This is a genomic window from Catenulispora sp. MAP12-49, from assembly GCF_041262705.1.
Classification (GTDB): Bacteria; Actinomycetota; Actinomycetes; order Streptomycetales; family Catenulisporaceae; genus Catenulispora.
This window is the reverse complement of record NZ_JBGCCP010000003.1, coordinates 12,117-27,198: the sequence shown is the minus strand read 5'-3', so window position 1 is coordinate 27,198 and position 15,082 is coordinate 12,117. Positions and strand designations below refer to the sequence as shown.

General features: G+C 70.6%; 15 protein-coding genes. 11 read left to right on the top strand and 4 right to left on the bottom strand.

All coding sequences use genetic code 11. From position 1 onward, the window contains the following. The first annotated feature begins 2 nt into the window (after positions 1–2). The 4 genes from ABIA35_RS07285 to ABIA35_RS07270 all read left to right on the top strand — a co-directional run bounded on the left by ABIA35_RS07285 (position 3) and on the right by ABIA35_RS07270 (position 4,107). Positions 3–1,358, top strand: coding sequence for an MFS transporter (locus ABIA35_RS07285; protein WP_370357426.1), 1,356 nt, complete (start codon positions 3–5; stop codon positions 1,356–1,358). Positions 1,359–1,485: 127 nt separating this feature from the next. Beyond that, positions 1,486–3,471: a cell wall-binding repeat-containing protein gene (locus ABIA35_RS07280; RefSeq protein ID WP_370357425.1), complete on the top strand. Its 1,986-nt coding sequence runs from the start codon at positions 1,486–1,488 to the stop codon at positions 3,469–3,471. Between the two features lie 110 nt (positions 3,472–3,581). After that, positions 3,582–3,851, top strand: coding sequence for a type II toxin-antitoxin system Phd/YefM family antitoxin (locus ABIA35_RS07275; RefSeq protein ID WP_370335620.1), 270 nt, complete (start codon positions 3,582–3,584; stop codon positions 3,849–3,851). Further along, positions 3,844–4,107, top strand: a complete 264-nt coding sequence (locus tag ABIA35_RS07270; RefSeq protein WP_370357424.1) for a type II toxin-antitoxin system RelE/ParE family toxin — start codon at positions 3,844–3,846, stop codon at positions 4,105–4,107. The genes ABIA35_RS07275 and ABIA35_RS07270 overlap by 8 nt, the downstream gene beginning before the upstream one ends. A 105-nt stretch (positions 4,108–4,212) precedes the next feature. Here the strand turns inward: ABIA35_RS07270 and ychF are convergent, their stop codons facing one another. Beyond that, positions 4,213–5,286, bottom strand: a complete 1,074-nt coding sequence (gene ychF, locus ABIA35_RS07265) for a redox-regulated ATPase YchF (protein ID WP_370335624.1) — start codon at positions 5,284–5,286, stop codon at positions 4,213–4,215. 153 nt (positions 5,287–5,439) lie between these two features. Here ychF and ABIA35_RS07260 point away from each other — a divergent pair, with 153 nt between their 5' ends. The 3 genes from ABIA35_RS07260 to ABIA35_RS07250 all read left to right on the top strand — a co-directional run bounded on the left by ABIA35_RS07260 (position 5,440) and on the right by ABIA35_RS07250 (position 7,833). Further along, positions 5,440–6,534: a DNA recombination protein RmuC gene (locus ABIA35_RS07260; protein ID WP_370335626.1), complete on the top strand. Its 1,095-nt coding sequence runs from the start codon at positions 5,440–5,442 to the stop codon at positions 6,532–6,534. A 101-nt stretch (positions 6,535–6,635) separates the two neighbouring features. Beyond that, positions 6,636–7,214 carry a DUF6542 domain-containing protein gene (locus tag ABIA35_RS07255; protein ID WP_370357423.1) on the top strand — a complete coding sequence of 193 codons (579 nt, stop codon included), beginning with the start codon at positions 6,636–6,638 and terminating at the stop codon, positions 7,212–7,214. A gap of 49 nt (positions 7,215–7,263) precedes the next feature. Then, the gene (locus tag ABIA35_RS07250; RefSeq protein ID WP_370357422.1) at positions 7,264–7,833 is read left to right on the top strand and encodes a hypothetical protein; all 570 of its coding nucleotides are present in this window, start codon (positions 7,264–7,266) and stop codon (positions 7,831–7,833) included. A gap of 33 nt (positions 7,834–7,866) precedes the next feature. Here the strand turns inward: ABIA35_RS07250 and ABIA35_RS07245 are convergent, their stop codons facing one another. Continuing rightward, positions 7,867–8,850, bottom strand: coding sequence for a 4-hydroxy-3-methylbut-2-enyl diphosphate reductase (locus tag ABIA35_RS07245; RefSeq protein ID WP_370335632.1), 984 nt, complete (start codon positions 8,848–8,850; stop codon positions 7,867–7,869). A gap of 97 nt (positions 8,851–8,947) precedes the next feature. Here ABIA35_RS07245 and xseA point away from each other — a divergent pair, with 97 nt between their 5' ends. Further along, complete coding sequence (gene xseA / locus ABIA35_RS07240; RefSeq protein WP_370357421.1) at positions 8,948–10,210, top strand: exodeoxyribonuclease VII large subunit; 1,263 nt, start codon at positions 8,948–8,950, stop codon at positions 10,208–10,210. On the opposite strand, the gene ABIA35_RS07235 is transcribed toward xseA, so the two are convergent. Beyond that, the gene (locus tag ABIA35_RS07235; RefSeq protein WP_370335636.1) at positions 10,185–10,688 is read right to left on the bottom strand and encodes a GNAT family N-acetyltransferase; all 504 of its coding nucleotides are present in this window, start codon (positions 10,686–10,688) and stop codon (positions 10,185–10,187) included. The genes xseA and ABIA35_RS07235 overlap by 26 nt on opposite strands. 22 nt (positions 10,689–10,710) lie before the next feature. Here ABIA35_RS07235 and ABIA35_RS07230 point away from each other — a divergent pair, with 22 nt between their 5' ends. Continuing rightward, positions 10,711–10,962, top strand: coding sequence for an exodeoxyribonuclease VII small subunit (locus ABIA35_RS07230; RefSeq protein ID WP_370335638.1), 252 nt, complete (start codon positions 10,711–10,713; stop codon positions 10,960–10,962). Between the two features lie 145 nt (positions 10,963–11,107). Here ABIA35_RS07230 and glpX read toward each other — a convergent pair whose 3' ends face one another. Then, positions 11,108–12,139 carry a class II fructose-bisphosphatase gene (gene glpX / locus ABIA35_RS07225; protein WP_370357420.1) on the bottom strand — a complete coding sequence of 344 codons (1,032 nt, stop codon included), beginning with the start codon at positions 12,137–12,139 and terminating at the stop codon, positions 11,108–11,110. A 172-nt stretch (positions 12,140–12,311) separates the two neighbouring features. Between glpX and ABIA35_RS07220 the strand changes: the two genes are divergently transcribed. Together ABIA35_RS07220 and ABIA35_RS07215 are read left to right on the top strand one after the other, a co-directional pair. Continuing rightward, the gene (locus ABIA35_RS07220; RefSeq protein WP_370335642.1) at positions 12,312–12,902 is read left to right on the top strand and encodes a DUF4245 domain-containing protein; all 591 of its coding nucleotides are present in this window, start codon (positions 12,312–12,314) and stop codon (positions 12,900–12,902) included. A gap of 105 nt (positions 12,903–13,007) precedes the next feature. Beyond that, positions 13,008–15,068: an MFS transporter gene (locus tag ABIA35_RS07215; RefSeq protein WP_370357419.1), complete on the top strand. Its 2,061-nt coding sequence runs from the start codon at positions 13,008–13,010 to the stop codon at positions 15,066–15,068. The last annotated feature ends 14 nt before the right edge of the window (positions 15,069–15,082 follow it).

Below are 15,082 nucleotides of genomic sequence, written 5' to 3'. Positions count from 1 at the left end.
CCATGACCACCACGAGCATCCGCCCCGAGGCCGGCGCACCGGCCATGCCTCAGGCTGCGTCTCAGGCCCCGTCTCAGGCTCAGGCTCCATCTCAGGCCTCGCAGCAAGCCCCGCTGCGGGCTCTCGACGCCCGGCCCCGCCGGCGCCCCGCCCTGCGCCCGCCGGCGGCCTTCGCCGGATTCCCCCAGGCCGTCTGGGTCATCTTCGCCGGCACCGTCGTCAACCGGGTCGGCTTCCTGGTCGGGCCGTTCCTCGTCTTCTTCCTCGGCTCGCGCGGGATCGCCGCGTCACAGACCCCTTACGTTCTCGGCGCCCTGGGGGCCGGCAACCTGGTCGGCCCGGCGGTCGGCGGCTGGCTGGCCGACCGGAGCAGCCGGAAGCTGACCATGCTGGCCGGCCTGCTCGGGACGGCGGCCGCGCAGGGCGCGCTGTTCGCCTCGCCGAACGCGGCGACCATGGCGGTGGCCGCGATCGCGCTGAGCGCCACCGCGACCATGGTGCCGCCGGCCGCCTCGGCCACGCTGGCCGACAACGTCGGACCGGCCCGCCGGCGCGAGGCCTTCGCCCTGATCGGCTGGGCCGTGAACATCGGCACCGCGGTCGCCGGGGTGCTCGGCGGATACCTCGCCGCGCACGGCTACTGGATGCTGTTCGCGATCGACGCCGGGACGTCGGTGGGATACGCGGTGATCGTGGCGATGCTGCTGCCGGCGGACCGTACGGAGCAGCCCGCGCCACAGAACCCTGAAGCGCCGACCACGACCGACTCCGGCTACGGCGTCGTCTTCCGCGACCGCCTGACCCGCAGGCTCCTCCTGCTGTTCGCCGTCCAGCTGTTCATCTACTCCCTCACCGAGAGCGCCCTGCCGCTGGCCATCCGCACCGACGGCCTGTCCCCCGCGGTCATGGGCCTGGCCGCCGCGGTGAACGCCGGCCTGGTCGTCCTGTTGCAGCCGCTGGCCACCACCGTCCTGGCCCGCTACGCCCGCACCCCGGTCTACGTCGCCGGCAGCATCCTGGTGGTGGTGGGCGTCGCGCTCACCGGCATCGCCCACAGCCCCGCGGCCTACGCGGCGACGGTCGCCGTCTGGTCGGTCGGCGAGGTCGTGGTCGGCGGCGCCCCCGCGGGTCTGATCGCCAACCTCGCCCCGGCCCACGCGCGCGGCCGCTACCAGGGCGCCTTCAGCTGGACCTGGGGCGCGGCCCGTTTCCTGGCCCTGGCCGCCGGCACCACCGCCTACACCCTCGTCGGCCCGGCGTTCCTGTGGTGGGGCACGCTCGCCGCCGGCGCCGCGGCCACGGTCGGATTCGTGGTCCTGGGTCCGGCGATCGACCGGCGCGCCGCCGAAGAGGCCTGAGAAGCCTGAGAAGCCTGAGAAGCCTGAGAAGACTCTTCCTCGACGAGGGCAACCTTTCCCGGATCTCGTTGGTCCCACGATTTGAGTCACGATATCCGTGACTATTCATGACTCTTGGGGAGAGTTCATGCCAAAGTCCTCCGGTCGGCGGTCTCTCGCACTGTCCGCGATCCTCTCGACCTCGCTCATTCCGGCCCTGGGGTTCGTCGCGCCCGCCGCCCACGCCGTCAACTCCGGCCCCGCCGACAGCGCCCTGACGATCAGCGACGGGACCCAGCGGATGCTGGTCGACGGCCAGCCGCTGACCTTCCCGACCACGGTCACCGACGCCACGTGGTCCCCCAACGGCAGCCGGGTCGCCTTCGTGGACGGAAACGGGGACCTGGTATCCGCGCTCCCGGACGGCAGCCAGATGCGGGTCCTGGCGCACGGCGGGCCGGGGATCGCCATCTCCAGCCCGACCTGGAGCAGCGACGGCACCGGCGTCGCGTTCGCCGAGACGGTCCGGGGCGTCACCGGCCCCATCAAGGTCGCCAAGGCCGACGGCTACGGCACCAACGCCTCCGGCGGTGGCGACGGCTCGGTAATCGCCGACGTCCCGAACATGAACGACGGCGCGGCCTACGCCTCGCCCGACGCGGTCTACACGCCGGACGGGACCAGCCCGTCGATGAACATCGTCCCGAACTACGTCTTCCAGAAGACGCCCGCCGGCAGCTCCGCGCCGCAGATCTGGTCGGTCCGGAACTACGCGCGCCAGGCGCAGCCCTACAAGATCGCCGACGGGACGCAGCCCACGGTCAGCCCGGACGGCAAGACCGTCGCCTTCATCACCGGTTCCTGGCAGCTCGCGGTCGTCGACATCAGCGACCCGTTCCAGCCGTCGCCGTCGAAGGTGCTCACCCACCTGGACGGCCTCGCGCTGTCCCACCCGACGTTCTCCCCGGACGGAAGCAAGATCGCCTTCGAGACGTCGATCGTCAAGAACGGCGGCACCCCGGTACCGAACGACGTCGAGGCGATCCCGGCGACCGGCGGCACCCCCGCCGTGGCCTCGCAGCACCCTGGCGTCCCGGCCTACCGCCCGACGGCCGTCACGCACGTGACCCGCCTGGCCGGCGCCGACCGCATCGGCACCGCGATCGCGGTCTCGAAGGCCGCCTACCCCGACGCCACCCTGAGCACCGCCAGGCCGACCAGCCTGGTCCTGGCCCGCTCCGACCAGTACGCCGACGCCCTGGCCGGCAGCGTGCTCGCCAAGAACGGGCCGCTCCTGCTCACTCCCTCGAACGCCCTCGACCCGGCGGTCCGGGACGAGATCGTGCGGGTCCTGGGACCGGCCCACAGCGGAGCGCCGGTCGTCACCCTGCTCGGCGGCGCCCAGGCCCTCTCGCCAGCCGTCCAGAAGGCGATCACCGACCTCGGCTACGGCGTACGGCGCCTCGGCGGCGCGGACCGCTTCGCGACAGCCGTCGACATCGCCCGGACCGCCGTCACGAACAACCCGGGCACCCGCACCTTCGTGGTGGCCACCGGCGAGAACTTCGCCGACGCCCTGTCAGCCAGCGCGACCGGCGACCCCATCGTGCTGACCGACGGCAAGGCGATGCCCCCCGCCACCGCCGCCTTCCTGAAGTCGGTGGCCGCCCCCACCAGCACGGGCCCGGCGACCTTCTACGCAGTGGGCGGCCAGGCCAAGACCGCGACCGAGACCTCCGGAGCCACCGGCAAAGCCAGAACCGTCGCCCTGGCCGGCACCGACCGCTTCGAGACCTCCTTCATGGTCGCCCGCGAATTCTTCGGCGCCGCCCCCAACGCCCTCCCCGGCCGCCTCTACCTCGGCGTGGCCACCGCCTACAACTGGCCCGACTCCCTCGCCGGCGGCGCGGCCATGTCGAACCTCTCCGGCCCCCTCCTCCTGGTGGACCCCCACAAGAGCCTCACCCCCGAGGAACAACAGTGGGTCTCCGCCAACTCCGGCAGCATCGACAGCGCCCTGATCTTCGGCGGCCCAGCCGCCCTCCCGGACAGCATCGGAACCGAGCTCGGCGCGACCCTGTCCGGCCCGGCCGGCTACGTCGCCGCGACGGATCCGGGGAGCATTCCGGAGTAGGGGTCGGCGCCTGATCAGCGCCGGAAAGGCCGGGTGGCCGCCGCGAACCGCGGCGGCCACCCTGTCGAGTGCCGTTGTGTACACCTGCGACACTTGGTACTCTTGGGCATATGACGCAGCGCCTCCCCACCGAGTCGATCCGCGATGTGCGCGCCCACCTGGCGGAAGTAGTGGAGCGCGCCGATCGGGATGACATACCCACCGTCATCACCCGGCGAGGCAACGAGGTCGCCGCCGTTGTCTCGATCGACATGCTGCGCAAGTACCTGGCGTTGGAAGAGCGCGAGATCAACCAGATCATCGAAAAGCGCATGGCCAGTTCCGCGCCCGGCATTCCGATCGAGGACGTCATGAGGGAGACCCTGGCGCGCAGTGAGTAAGTACCACACCGTTTTCCGGCCTGAAGCACAGGCCGAATTGCGTAAGGTTCCACGAGGTATCGCGCTCCGCATCCTGGCCAAACTCACCGAGTTGGAAACCGATCCCCTCGGCTTCGGCACCACCGCCCTGGTGTCTCAACCTGACCGGCGTCGACTGCGGGTCGGCGACTACCGGATCATCTACACGATCGACAACGGAGCACTGGTCGTTTGGGTAGTGCATATCGCACATCGCTCAACCGTCTACGATGCCTGATTCGGTCTGATCCTGCACCGAACGAAGGAAGAGCCGAGCCCTGACAGGCTCGGCTCTTCTCAGCTGCGCGCTCGACAAAAGCCTTAGCGCGCACCGGCGAAGCGGCTACACGTTGAACCGGAAGTCCACCACGTCCCCGTCAGCCATGACGTAGTCCTTGCCCTCCATCCGGGCCTTGCCCTTGGCGCGGGCCTCCGCGACCGAGCCGAGTTCGACCAGGTCGGCGAAGGACACGATCTCCGCCTTGATGAAGCCGCGCTGGAAGTCGGTGTGGATCACGCCTGCGGCCTCGGGGGCGGTCGCGCCCTTGCGGATGGTCCATGCGCGGGACTCCTTCGGGCCGGCCGTCAGGTAGGTCTGCAGGCCCAGGGTCTCGAAGCCGACGCGCGCGAGCTGGTTCAGGCCGGATTCGTCCTGGCCCATGCCCTGCAGGAGTTCCAGGGCCTCGTCGTCGGGGAGTTCCATCAGTTCGTGCTCGATCTTCGCGTCCAGGAAGATCGCCTCGGCCGGGGCGACCAGGGCGCGCATCTCGTCCTTCAGCGCTTCGTTGGTGAGTTCGTCCTCGTCGACGTTGAAGACGTACAGGAACGGCTTGGCGGTCAGCAGGTGGAGTTCGCGGAGCGGTTCGCGGTCCAGGCGGGCGGCGAAGACGGTCTTGCCGGAGTCCAGGATCTTCTTGGCCTCCTCCACCGCGGCGACCGTGGCCTGGACCTCCTTCTTCATCCGCGCTTCCTTCTGCAGGCGCGGGAGGGCCTTCTCGATGGTCTGCAGGTCGGCCAGGATCAGCTCGGTGTTGATGGTCTCGATGTCGTCGGCCGGGGAGACCTTGCCGTCGACGTGGATCACGTTGGGGTCGGTGAAGACCCGGATCACCTGGCAGATCGCGTCGGCCTCGCGGATGTTGGCCAGGAACTTGTTGCCCAGGCCCTGGCCCTCGCTGGCGCCGCGGACGATGCCGGCGATGTCGACGAAGGTGACGGTGGCCGGGACCACCTTCTGCGAGGTGTAGAGCTCGGCGAGCTTGGCCAGCCGCGGGTCCGGGACGCCGACCACGCCCTCGTTGGGGTCGATGGTCGCGAAGGGGTAGTTCGCGGCGAGCACGTCGTTCTTGGTGAGCGCGTTGAACAAGGTCGACTTGCCCACGTTCGGGAGTCCGACGATTCCGATGGTGAGCGCCATTGTCCAACAGTCCTATCGACGTCGCGTACGGGATGCAGTGCGGAGCCGGAATCGGCCCGTCCTCCAGTATCGCAGCCCGCCGGGACCGCAGGACGCGCAAGGCATGACCGGGGAGCCGCCGCACAGGCGTGCCCCGAGGGACAATATGGACCCATGATGCCTGTGCTGCTGCTGGTGATCGGGATCGCGTTCGGCGCGCTGCTCGGCGTGCTGTGGGAGCGGTCCCGCCGCCTGACGCTGAACTCGCAGGCCCTGGACCAGTCCGCGGACCGGCTGCTGGCGCTGGCCGGTTCGCAGTTCGACGCCGCGGGCCGGCCGATCAACGAGTCGCTGTCGCGCCTGGACGACCGGCTCCGCGAGATCGAACGGGGCCGCGCCGCCTCCCAGGCCGCGATGGCCCAGCAGATCGACGACGTCCGCACCGCCGCCGGGGCGCTCGGGACGCAGACCGCGGCCCTGGTCACGGCGCTGCGCCGACCCGAGGTCCGCGGCCAGTGGGGCGAGATGCACCTGCGCCGCGCGGTGGAGCTGGCCGGCATGGTCGACCGCTGCGACTTCGAGACCCAGACCGTGCTCCCCGGCTCCTACGGCTCCACCGGCGCCGAGGGCATGCTGCGGCCGGACCTGGTGGTGCGCCTGGCCGGGGACAAGTACGTGGTCGTGGACGCCAAGACCCCGCTGGCCGCGTACCTGGACGCCGCGGAGACCACGGACGAGACCGAGCGCATGCAGTACCTGGCCTCCCACGCCAAGCACCTGCGCGCGCACGTCGACCAGCTGGCCTCGAAGGCCTACTGGCGCGCGCTCGGCGCCAGCGGCCGGCCGACGCCGGAGTTCGTGGTCCTGTTCGTCCCCGGCGAAGCCTTCCTTTCCCAGGCCGTGGACATCGATCCGGAGCTGCTGGAGTACGCCGCCGCGCGCCGCGTGGTGATCGCCACCCCGACCACCCTGATCGCCCTGCTCCGCACGGTCGCCTACGCCTGGACCCAGGACTCGCTCGCGGCGAACGCCCGGCAGGTGTTCGAACTCGGCCGCGAGCTCTACGCGCGGCTGAACACGATGAGCGGGCACCTGGACCGCGTCGGCAAGGGGCTGAACTCGGCGGTCGCGGCCTACAACCAGTCGGTGGGCTCGCTGGAGACCCGGGTGCTGGTCACGGCACGGCGGCTGAACGAGCTCGGGCTGGTCGACGAGGAGCTGGCGGCGCCGGGGCAGGTGGAGATCCAGACGCGGGCTCTGTCGGACTAGGGACGGGGCGGACTGGAGACGAGGCGGGCTGGAGACGAGGCGGACCACGCTCGGCGTTTCGCTACCCGAAATGTGCGCAATCGCGTCGTAGGTTCGGATCTGTGAACGAAGGAGCCAGCCGTCTCGCGCCCCGCCCCGCCGCCCGGGTCCCGCAGTCCCGCCGCGATCGCGACGCGCTGCGCCGGGAGCGCATGGCCGCGCCGCTGGACTTCCGCTCGGCCGGTCCCGCGCGGCCCCGGCCCCGGCCTCGTCCGGCGGGCGCGGCAGGCCGGAGCGCCGTCCGCGCCGCGAAGCCCCGCCAGGTACTGACCGCCTGGGGCGTGCTGCTCATGGTCGCCGGTCCCACGATGACCGCCGCCGCGCTCGAGGCGCTGGTGACCGGGGACGCGCACTGGTTCTTCGACCTGGTCTTCATCGCCGCGTCCTTCCACGCCGCGACGCTGGTGCGGCGCCGGGACCTGCTGGCCGGCGTCATCGTGCCGCCGCTGGCGTACTGCTGCGGGCTGCTCACCGCGGTCCAGTTCGGGGTCATGCGGGCCGGCGGCGGCCTGGTCGGCCAGGCGGCCTCGGTCGGCGCGCTGCTGGCCGTCAAGCCGCGGCCGCTGTTCGTAGGGACCGCCCTGGCCGCGGCGCTGATCGCGGCCCGGTGGGCCGGGATGCGGAGCGCCGGCAAACGGTAGCCCGGCCCCCGGCCCACCCCGCACGGCGAGCAAGCAAGGACCGCGAGAGATGAACGGCGAGATCTGGTTCGAGATCGACCCCGGCGGCCGTTTCCCCCTCGACGGCTACAGCCGCCGCTTCCTGGCCGAGCTCCGGCGCGCCGCGCTGGGCTGGGGTCCGCTCGGGATGATCGCCTTCGACTCCTGGGCCCTGGCGCTGGCCGGGCCGTCGGTGCTGGCGGTGCTCACCGTTCCGGAAGCGGATCCGTTCGGGCTCCAGCTGCGGATGGCGCACAGGGAGTTCGGCGGCTATTGGGGAGACGACTGCTCGATCTGGGAGAACTACGCTCCTGGTGCGCCGGGCTACATCAACGTGCAGGACCCGGAAGCGTCCCCCGAGGAAATGGCGGATCGCGCGGCGGACTGGATCACGACTCAGCTCTCCAGGCCACTCCTCTTAGAGGAACACCGCAGCTCCGCTTTAGGTCTGCGGCGCAGGACCTGGGTGTTCGCCGACACCGGAGAACGCCTGCCCTGCTGCCGCACCTGCCACAAGCCGCCGTTCCCGGGCGACGAACCGCGCCGGGGCCAGACCCTGGTCGCGCAGATGCGGGATGTGGCCCCCAGCTCCGCCTGGTGATCCCGGAGTGGGAAACGCTTAAGCGTTCCCGGACTACGCCTCGCCGCCCTCTCGCATGTCCTTGCGCAGCTCCGGCGGGAGCGCGAACAGCAGCTTCTCCTCCGCCGAGCGGACGACCTCGACCGTCCCGTACCCGCGCTCGGCGAGCCACGACAGCACTCCGTCGACCAGGTCCTCCGGGACCGAGGCGCCGGAGGTCAGGCCGACCGTGCGGACGCCCTCCAGCCACTCCTCGCTGATCTCGGAGGCGAAGTCGACCAGGTGCGCGGCACCCGCGCCGGCCTCCAGCGCGACCTCGACCAGGCGCACCGAGTTCGAGGAGTTCTTGGAGCCGACCACGATCACCAGGTCCGAGTCGGCCGCGATGCGCTTGACCGCGATCTGCCGGTTCTGGGTGGCGTAGCAGATGTCGTCGGACGGCGGGTCCAGCAGCAGCGGGAACTTCTTGCGCAGCCGGTCCACGGTCGCGGTGGTCTCGTCCACCGACAGCGTGGTCTGCGACAGCCAGGCCACCTTCGCCGGGTCGCGCACCTCCACGTCGGCCACCGAGTCCGGGCCGTCGACCAGGATGATGTGCTCCGGCGCCTCACCGGTGGTGCCGACGACCTCCTCGTGGCCGTCGTGGCCGATGAGCAGGATGTCGAAGTCCTGCTCGGCGAAGCGCACGGCCTCCTTGTGCACCTTGGTGACCAGCGGGCAGGTGGCGTCGATGGTCTTCAGATTGCGCCGGGACGCCTCCTCGTGCACGATCGGCGCCACGCCGTGCGCGGAGAACACGACGGTCGCGCCCTCGGGCACCTCGTCGGTCTCCTCCACGAAGATCGCGCCGCGGTCCTGGAGCGTCTGCACGACGTGCTTGTTGTGCACGATCTCCTTGCGGACGTACACCGGCGCTCCATAGAGGTCCAGCGCCTTCTCCACGGTCACGACCGCGCGGTCCACGCCGGCGCAGTAGCCGCGGGGCGCGGCGAGGAGGACGCGGCGGTCTTCAGACGCAGAGACGTTCATGGCTTCCATGGTAGGCGGCGCTCCGGACTCCGCGTCCCATGATCGGCTCTCTCCACAACTTCGCCACGTCCGCGCAGCGTCGCCCCCGATGACTACGCTCCTGTCTATGGCGATGCAATCCTCGGCCGAACAGCCCATCCCCGTCCGCGCGGTCTCCGAAGCGGTGGCCGGGTGGATCTCCCGGCTGGGGGCGATCTGGGTCGAGGGACAGCTGGCGCAGATCAACAAGCGGCCCGGCTCGCAGATGGTGTACCTGGTGCTGCGGGACCCCTCTGCGGACGTTTCCGTACAGATCACCACGTTCCGCCGGGTGTTCGAAGCGGTGGTGCCCCCGCTCACGGAGGGCGCACGGGTCATCGTCTACGGGAAGCCTGACTTCTACGTCCCCCGCTCCTCGTTCTCCATCCGCGGCGAAGAGATCCGGCAGGTCGGCCTCGGCGAGCTGCTCGCGCGCCTGGAGATGCTGAAGGCGAAGTTCAAGGCGGAGGGGCTGTTCGACCCGCGCCGGAAGAAGCCGCTCCCGTTCCTCCCCCACTGTGTCGGCCTTATCACTGGGCGCGCCTCAGCGGCGGAGCGGGACGTACTGGAGAACGCTAAGCGCCGCTGGCCCGGAGTCCAGTTCCGGGTGGTGAACACCGACGTACAGGGACCGAAGGCGGTCCCGCAGATCCTCCCGGCGCTGGCCCAGCTCGACGCCGACCCCGAGGTGGACGTCATCATCATCGCCCGCGGCGGAGGCTCCGTGGAGGACCTCCTCCCCTTCTCCGACGAAGCGCTCATCAGGGCCGTCGGCGAGTGCCAGACCCCGGTGGTCTCCGCGATCGGCCACGAGCCGGACTCCCCGATCCTGGACCTGGTCGCCGACTTCCGGGCCTCGACGCCCACCGACGCGGCCAAGCGGGTCGTCCCGGACGTCGCCGAGGAGATGGACCGGGTCGCGGAGTTGCGGCGCAATGCCTGGCGGTCCGTGGCGCGGATAATCGAACGCGAGGCCATGGGACTGGCGTCGTTCCGGCAGCGCCCGGTGCTGGCCTCCCCGTACTCGATGATCGACGGCCGCCGCAACGATCTCGACGAACTCACCCGGCGGGCCCGGTCCAGCATCGGACACCGCCTGGACCGCGCCTCCGACGACCTCGGGCACACCCTGGCGCGGGTCCGCGCACTGTCCCCGATGGCGACACTGGAGCGCGGCTACTCGATCGTCCTGGCGCCGTCCGGACACGCCGTGCGGTCCGCCGAGGAGGTCGGCGAGGGGGACGTGCTCGACGTCCGCCTCGCCTCCGGGCGCTTGAACGCGGCGGTCTCCGAGGTGTTCTCCGACGCGGCCGCCGCGGACGGTCCTACGGTTGCGGAGCCCAGCGAGTAAGGGCGGAACCCTTGGGGTCGTCGAAGCCGAGCTCGCGGTAGAGCGCCTCGCCGAACTCGCTGGCGTGGAGCTCGATCCGCGGTATCCCTTGGTCGCCGTACCAGTCGAGGAGTGCCTGGAGGACCAGACGCGAGTATCCGCGCCGCCTAAAGCGTTCCTCGGTACAGACTCCATATATATAGCCGGACCGCCCTGCCGCGTTCCGTGCGCTCGGCAAGCGGTCATCGATGGCACCTATGGCGCTGGCCGCGAGACCGTTCCCGTCGAGCGCGTCGATGACGAAGCACACGGTCCCCGCCTCGTCGCCGGCCTCCAGCCACGCGCGGAGCTTCTTCACAGCCGCCACATGATTCGGCTCGTCCAAAGGGGGCGGCTCGGCTCCGAACACGTCGAAGGCCATCTTGTGCCGCAGCCGCTGGATCTCTTCCTCGTCGCCGGGCACGGCCCGCCGCACGCGTACTTCCTCGGTACCAGTCACAGCCGGAAACTATCCTGAAGCCATGGCGAACGAGACGACGATGACCGACGGTGAGACCCCGGACCTGTCCCACCTCGGCTACGAGCAGGCCCGCGACGAGCTGATGGACGTCGTCCGGCGCCTGGAGACCGGCGGGCTGACGCTGGAGGAGTCGCTGGCCGCGTGGGAGCGCGGCGAGGCGCTGGCCAAGCACTGCCAGGCGAAGCTGGACGGCGCGCGGGCCCGGCTGGACGCCGCGATCAGTACTGGGAACGGGAACGGCGAAGAAGACTGAAGCAGCGGCAAGAACTGAAGCCGCGGCAAGACTGGAGCACCAGCAAGTCAGAAGCCGCAGGAACACTGAAGCCGGCGAACGCTGCGCGCGGTCGCCGGCTTCCGGCCCCGGGAGCCGATGAGAGCCCCCGGGGATCGATCAGGACCTAGTGGAAAGCCACCGCGCTGTACTGCCGCAGCTTGTCCAGCCGGTGCTCGGAGTCGATGCGGCGCACCGTCCCCGACTTCGACCGCATCACCAGCGACTGCGTCGTCGCGCCGCCGCCGGTGTAGTGCACGCCGCGGACCAGTTCGCCGTCGGTGATGCCGGTGATCGCGACGAAGCAGTTCTCGCCGGAGACCAGGTCGTCGGTGAGCAGGACGCGGTCCAGGTCGTGCCCGGCGTCCAGCGCGCGCTGCCGCTCGGCGTCGTCCTTGGGCCACAGCCGGCCCTGGATCACGCCGCCCAGGCACTTGATCGCGCAGGCCGCGATGATGCCCTCGGGGGTGCCGCCGACCCCGAGCAGGAGGTCCACGCCGGTACCGGGGCGGGTGGCCATGATGGCGCCGGCCACGTCGCCGTCGGAGATGAACTTGATGCGGGCGCCGGCCTCGCGGATCTCGGCGACCAGGCCCTCGTGGCGCGGGCGGTCCAGGACCACCACGGTGATGTCGCCGGGCTCGCGGCGCTTGGCGCGGGCCACGGCGCGGATGTTCTCGGCCACCGGCGCGGTGATGTCGACCACGTCCGCGGCCTCGGGACCGGCGACCAGCTTGTCCATGTAGAACACAGCCGAGGGGTCGTACATGCTGTGCCGGTCAGCGACCGCGATCACGGCCAGCGCGTTGGGCATGCCCTTGCCGGCCAGGGTGGTGCCGTCGATCGGGTCCACGGCCACGTCGCACTCCGGCCCGGAGCCGTCGCCGACCTCCTCGCCGTTGAACAGCATCGGCGCGTCGTCCTTCTCGCCCTCGCCGATGACGACCACGCCGCGCATCGAGACGGTGTTGATCAGTTTGCGCATCGCGTTCACGGCGGCGCCGTCGGCGGCGATCTTGTCGCCCTTGCCGACCCAGCGGCCGGCCGCCATCGCCGCCGCCTCGGTGACCCGGGCCAGCTCCAGCGCCAGGTTGCGGTCGGGGGCCTCGGAGCCGTCGGAGGCCTGGTTGTCGTTCGCCTGCGGGTCTGCGGCGTTCATGTATTTAGAGCTCCTCGAGGAGGGGGATCCGCATCGTCGCGGTTCACGAGGGATGTCGAGGGAGATCGTATCGAGGCTCGCGCCACCCCGGAACCGCGAAGTGGCGGGTCTCATGCCGCCCGATGGCCGGACCCGGCGTAAAACCCCAGGGGACGGATGGGACCATATCCCTATGGCCCGCGTTTCCCCGCTCAAGAAGTCCCTGAGGGACATGCTGCTGTCGATGGCGGTGATCTCCCTGCCGCTCGTCGCGATCGTCGAGTGGTTCCCGCACGACTCCAAGAAGCCGGAGGACGCGGTCCAGACGGTCGACTACACGATCCCGCTGGCCCAGGCCCGCCGCGACGCGGACCTGCCGTTCCAGGCCATGGCCCCGACGAGCCTGCCGCCGGGCTGGCGCGCCACGTCGGTGCACGCCGACTTCGACCCCGGCGCGCAGCTGCGCTGGGAACTGGGCTTCCTGACCTCCGACGACCAGTACGTCGCGCTGGACCAGATCGCCGGCGGCAAGGGCCTGGACCAGCTCCTGACCCTTCAAGCCCCGGACGCCACGCCGGTCTCCGGCGCCGGCGGCACCGTCAGCGCCGGCGGCTACCAGTGGCAGGTCTACGCGACCCCGGACGGCAGCCGGCACGCGCTGGTGCGCACCGTGGCGCCGGAGGGCAGCGCGGCGGCCACGACCCTGGGCAAGGTCTCGGTCGTGGTGTCCGGCAGCGGGGCGATGTCGGAGTTGGAAACGTTCGCGGGATCGCTCCAACAGTAGGCCGCCAGCAGTAGGCCTCAGAGCTCGAAGTTCGAACACAGGGACGTCTCACCCATTCGGCTCGCTTGCACCGCACGCCTCCACGTTCCGTGGTGCCCTGGTGAGGTGAGCTCAGAGTCGACCGGCGTCGGCCGGCACGCGGCGGCCGCGGCCGGCGAGAAGAACGAGGTCCCGCTGGTCTTCGCCGGCGTCATGCTGGGCATGCTGCTGGCCGCGCTGGACCAGACGATCGTCTCCACGGCGCTGCCGACCATCGTCTCCGACCTCGGCGGCGCCAACCACATCTCCTGGGTGGTGACCTCCTACTTGTTGGCCTCCACCGCGCTGACGCCGCTGTGGGGCAAGCTCGGCGACCAGTTCGGGCGCAAGCGGGTCTTCCAGACCGCGATCGTCGTCTTCCTGATCGGCTCGGCGCTGTGCGGGCTGTCGCAGAACATGGGCGAGCTGATCGCCTCCCGGGCGCTGCAGGGCGTCGGCGGCGGAGGCCTGATGGTGCTGGCGATGGCGCTGATCGCCGACGTCGTGCCGCCCCGGGACCGCGGCAAGTACCAGGGCATGATCGGCGCGGTGTTCGGCGTGGCCAGCGTGATCGGCCCGCTGATCGGCGGCTTCTTCGTGGACAACCTCAGCTGGCGCTGGGTGTTCTACGTCAACCTGCCGATCGGCGCGGTCGCGCTGGTCGTGGTCGCCATCGGCATGCACACCCACACCGCGCACCGCAAGCCGGTCATCGACTACCTGGGCACCTTCCTCATCGCCGCGGCGGCCAGCTCACTGATCCTGATCACCAGCTTCGGCGGCAGCACCTGGGCCTGGAGCTCGTGGCAGGTGTTCGGGTGCGGGGCGCTGGCCGTGGTGTGCCTGATCGGCTGGTTCTACGCGGAGAAACACGCCAGGGAACCGGTGCTGCCGCTGCACCTGTTCAAGAACTCGGTGTTCTCGATGTGCAGCACCATCGGGTTCGTGGTCGGCCTGTGCATGTTCGGCAGCCTCACCTTCCTGCCGCTGTACCAACAGGTCGTGCACGGCGCGACGCCGACCGCCTCGGGTCTGCAGCTGCTGCCGCTGATGGCCGGCGTCCTGGTCGCCTCGATCGGCTCCGGACAGCTGATCAGCCGGACCGGCCGCTACAAGATCTTCCCGGTCGTCGGCACCGCGGTGATGACGGTCGGCGCCTGGCTGCTGTCCCGGATGAGCGACACCACCTCCACCGCCTCCAACGCGGTCGCGATGCTGGTCTTCGGCCTCGGCCTGGGCCTGGTGATGCAGGTCCTGATCATCGCGGTGCAGAACAACGTCGACTACGAGGAACTCGGCACGGCCACCAGCGCGGTGACCTTCTTCCGCTCCATCGGCGGCGCGTTCGGGGCCTCGCTGTTCGGCACCGTCTTCACCAACAAGCTGACGGCCGAGATCAAGGCCGCGGTGGCGGCCGGCAAGATCAATCCGGCCTTCCCGTTCCAGAAGGCGATCGAGGACCCGAAGCTCATCAAGCAGTTCCCGAAGCCGGAGGCGCAGCCCTTCCTGCACACCTACGCCCACGCGCTGCACTACGTGTTCCTCTACGCGGTCCCCCTGTGCATGGTGGCCTTCGTGCTGTCACTGTTCCTGCGCGAAGTCCCGCTGCGCACCACGACCCGCGGCACCGGCGCCGCCGAGGCCTCCACCGGCCCGACGCAGCGCACGTCGATCGACGAGCTGGAGCGCGCGCTGACGATGCTGTCCAGCCGCCAGAACGTGAAGGACCGCTACGCGCAGACGATCACCAAGTCGGGCATCGACATCACGGTGCCGGAGGCCTACGGCCTGTTCCGCCTGAAGCAGTACGGCCCGACACGCGTCGAGGACGTCCCGACCCGGCTGAACCTCTCGATGGCCGAGATCCGCCCGCACCTGGACGCGCTGGTCGCGACCGGCCGCGTCACGCTCGATGGCGCACCACCGCACCAGACGGTCGTGATGACCGAGGGCGGGGAGGCCGCGGTGGACGCACTGTGCGCGGCCCGGCGCGCGATTCTGGTGGACCAGCTGGACGGCTGGTCGCCGGAACAGCACGCGGAGTTGCTGACGATGCTCCGGCAGCTCGCGGATTCCACGCTGGACCAGGAGGACAGGCGGCTGCTCGCGGGCGAGACGACCGGGACGGCGACCGCGGCGGGGATGTGAGGCAGCGGCGGGCG

Coding starts and splice junctions, on each gene's coding strand:
- ABIA35_RS07285 (WP_370357426.1), top strand. CDS start 3: ATGACCACCACGAGCATCCGCCCCGAGGCCGGCGCACCGGCCATGCCT.
- ABIA35_RS07280 (WP_370357425.1), top strand. CDS start 1,486: ATGCCAAAGTCCTCCGGTCGGCGGTCTCTCGCACTGTCCGCGATCCTC.
- ABIA35_RS07275 (WP_370335620.1), top strand. CDS start 3,582: ATGACGCAGCGCCTCCCCACCGAGTCGATCCGCGATGTGCGCGCCCAC.
- ychF (WP_370335624.1), bottom strand. CDS start 5,286: ATGGCGCTCACCATCGGAATCGTCGGACTCCCGAACGTGGGCAAGTCG.
- ABIA35_RS07260 (WP_370335626.1), top strand. CDS start 5,440: ATGATGCCTGTGCTGCTGCTGGTGATCGGGATCGCGTTCGGCGCGCTG.
- ABIA35_RS07250 (WP_370357422.1), top strand. CDS start 7,264: ATGAACGGCGAGATCTGGTTCGAGATCGACCCCGGCGGCCGTTTCCCC.
- ABIA35_RS07245 (WP_370335632.1), bottom strand. CDS start 8,850: ATGGAAGCCATGAACGTCTCTGCGTCTGAAGACCGCCGCGTCCTCCTC.
- xseA (WP_370357421.1), top strand. CDS start 8,948: ATGGCGATGCAATCCTCGGCCGAACAGCCCATCCCCGTCCGCGCGGTC.
- ABIA35_RS07230 (WP_370335638.1), top strand. CDS start 10,711: ATGGCGAACGAGACGACGATGACCGACGGTGAGACCCCGGACCTGTCC.
- glpX (WP_370357420.1), bottom strand. CDS start 12,139: ATGAACGCCGCAGACCCGCAGGCGAACGACAACCAGGCCTCCGACGGC.
- ABIA35_RS07220 (WP_370335642.1), top strand. CDS start 12,312: ATGGCCCGCGTTTCCCCGCTCAAGAAGTCCCTGAGGGACATGCTGCTG.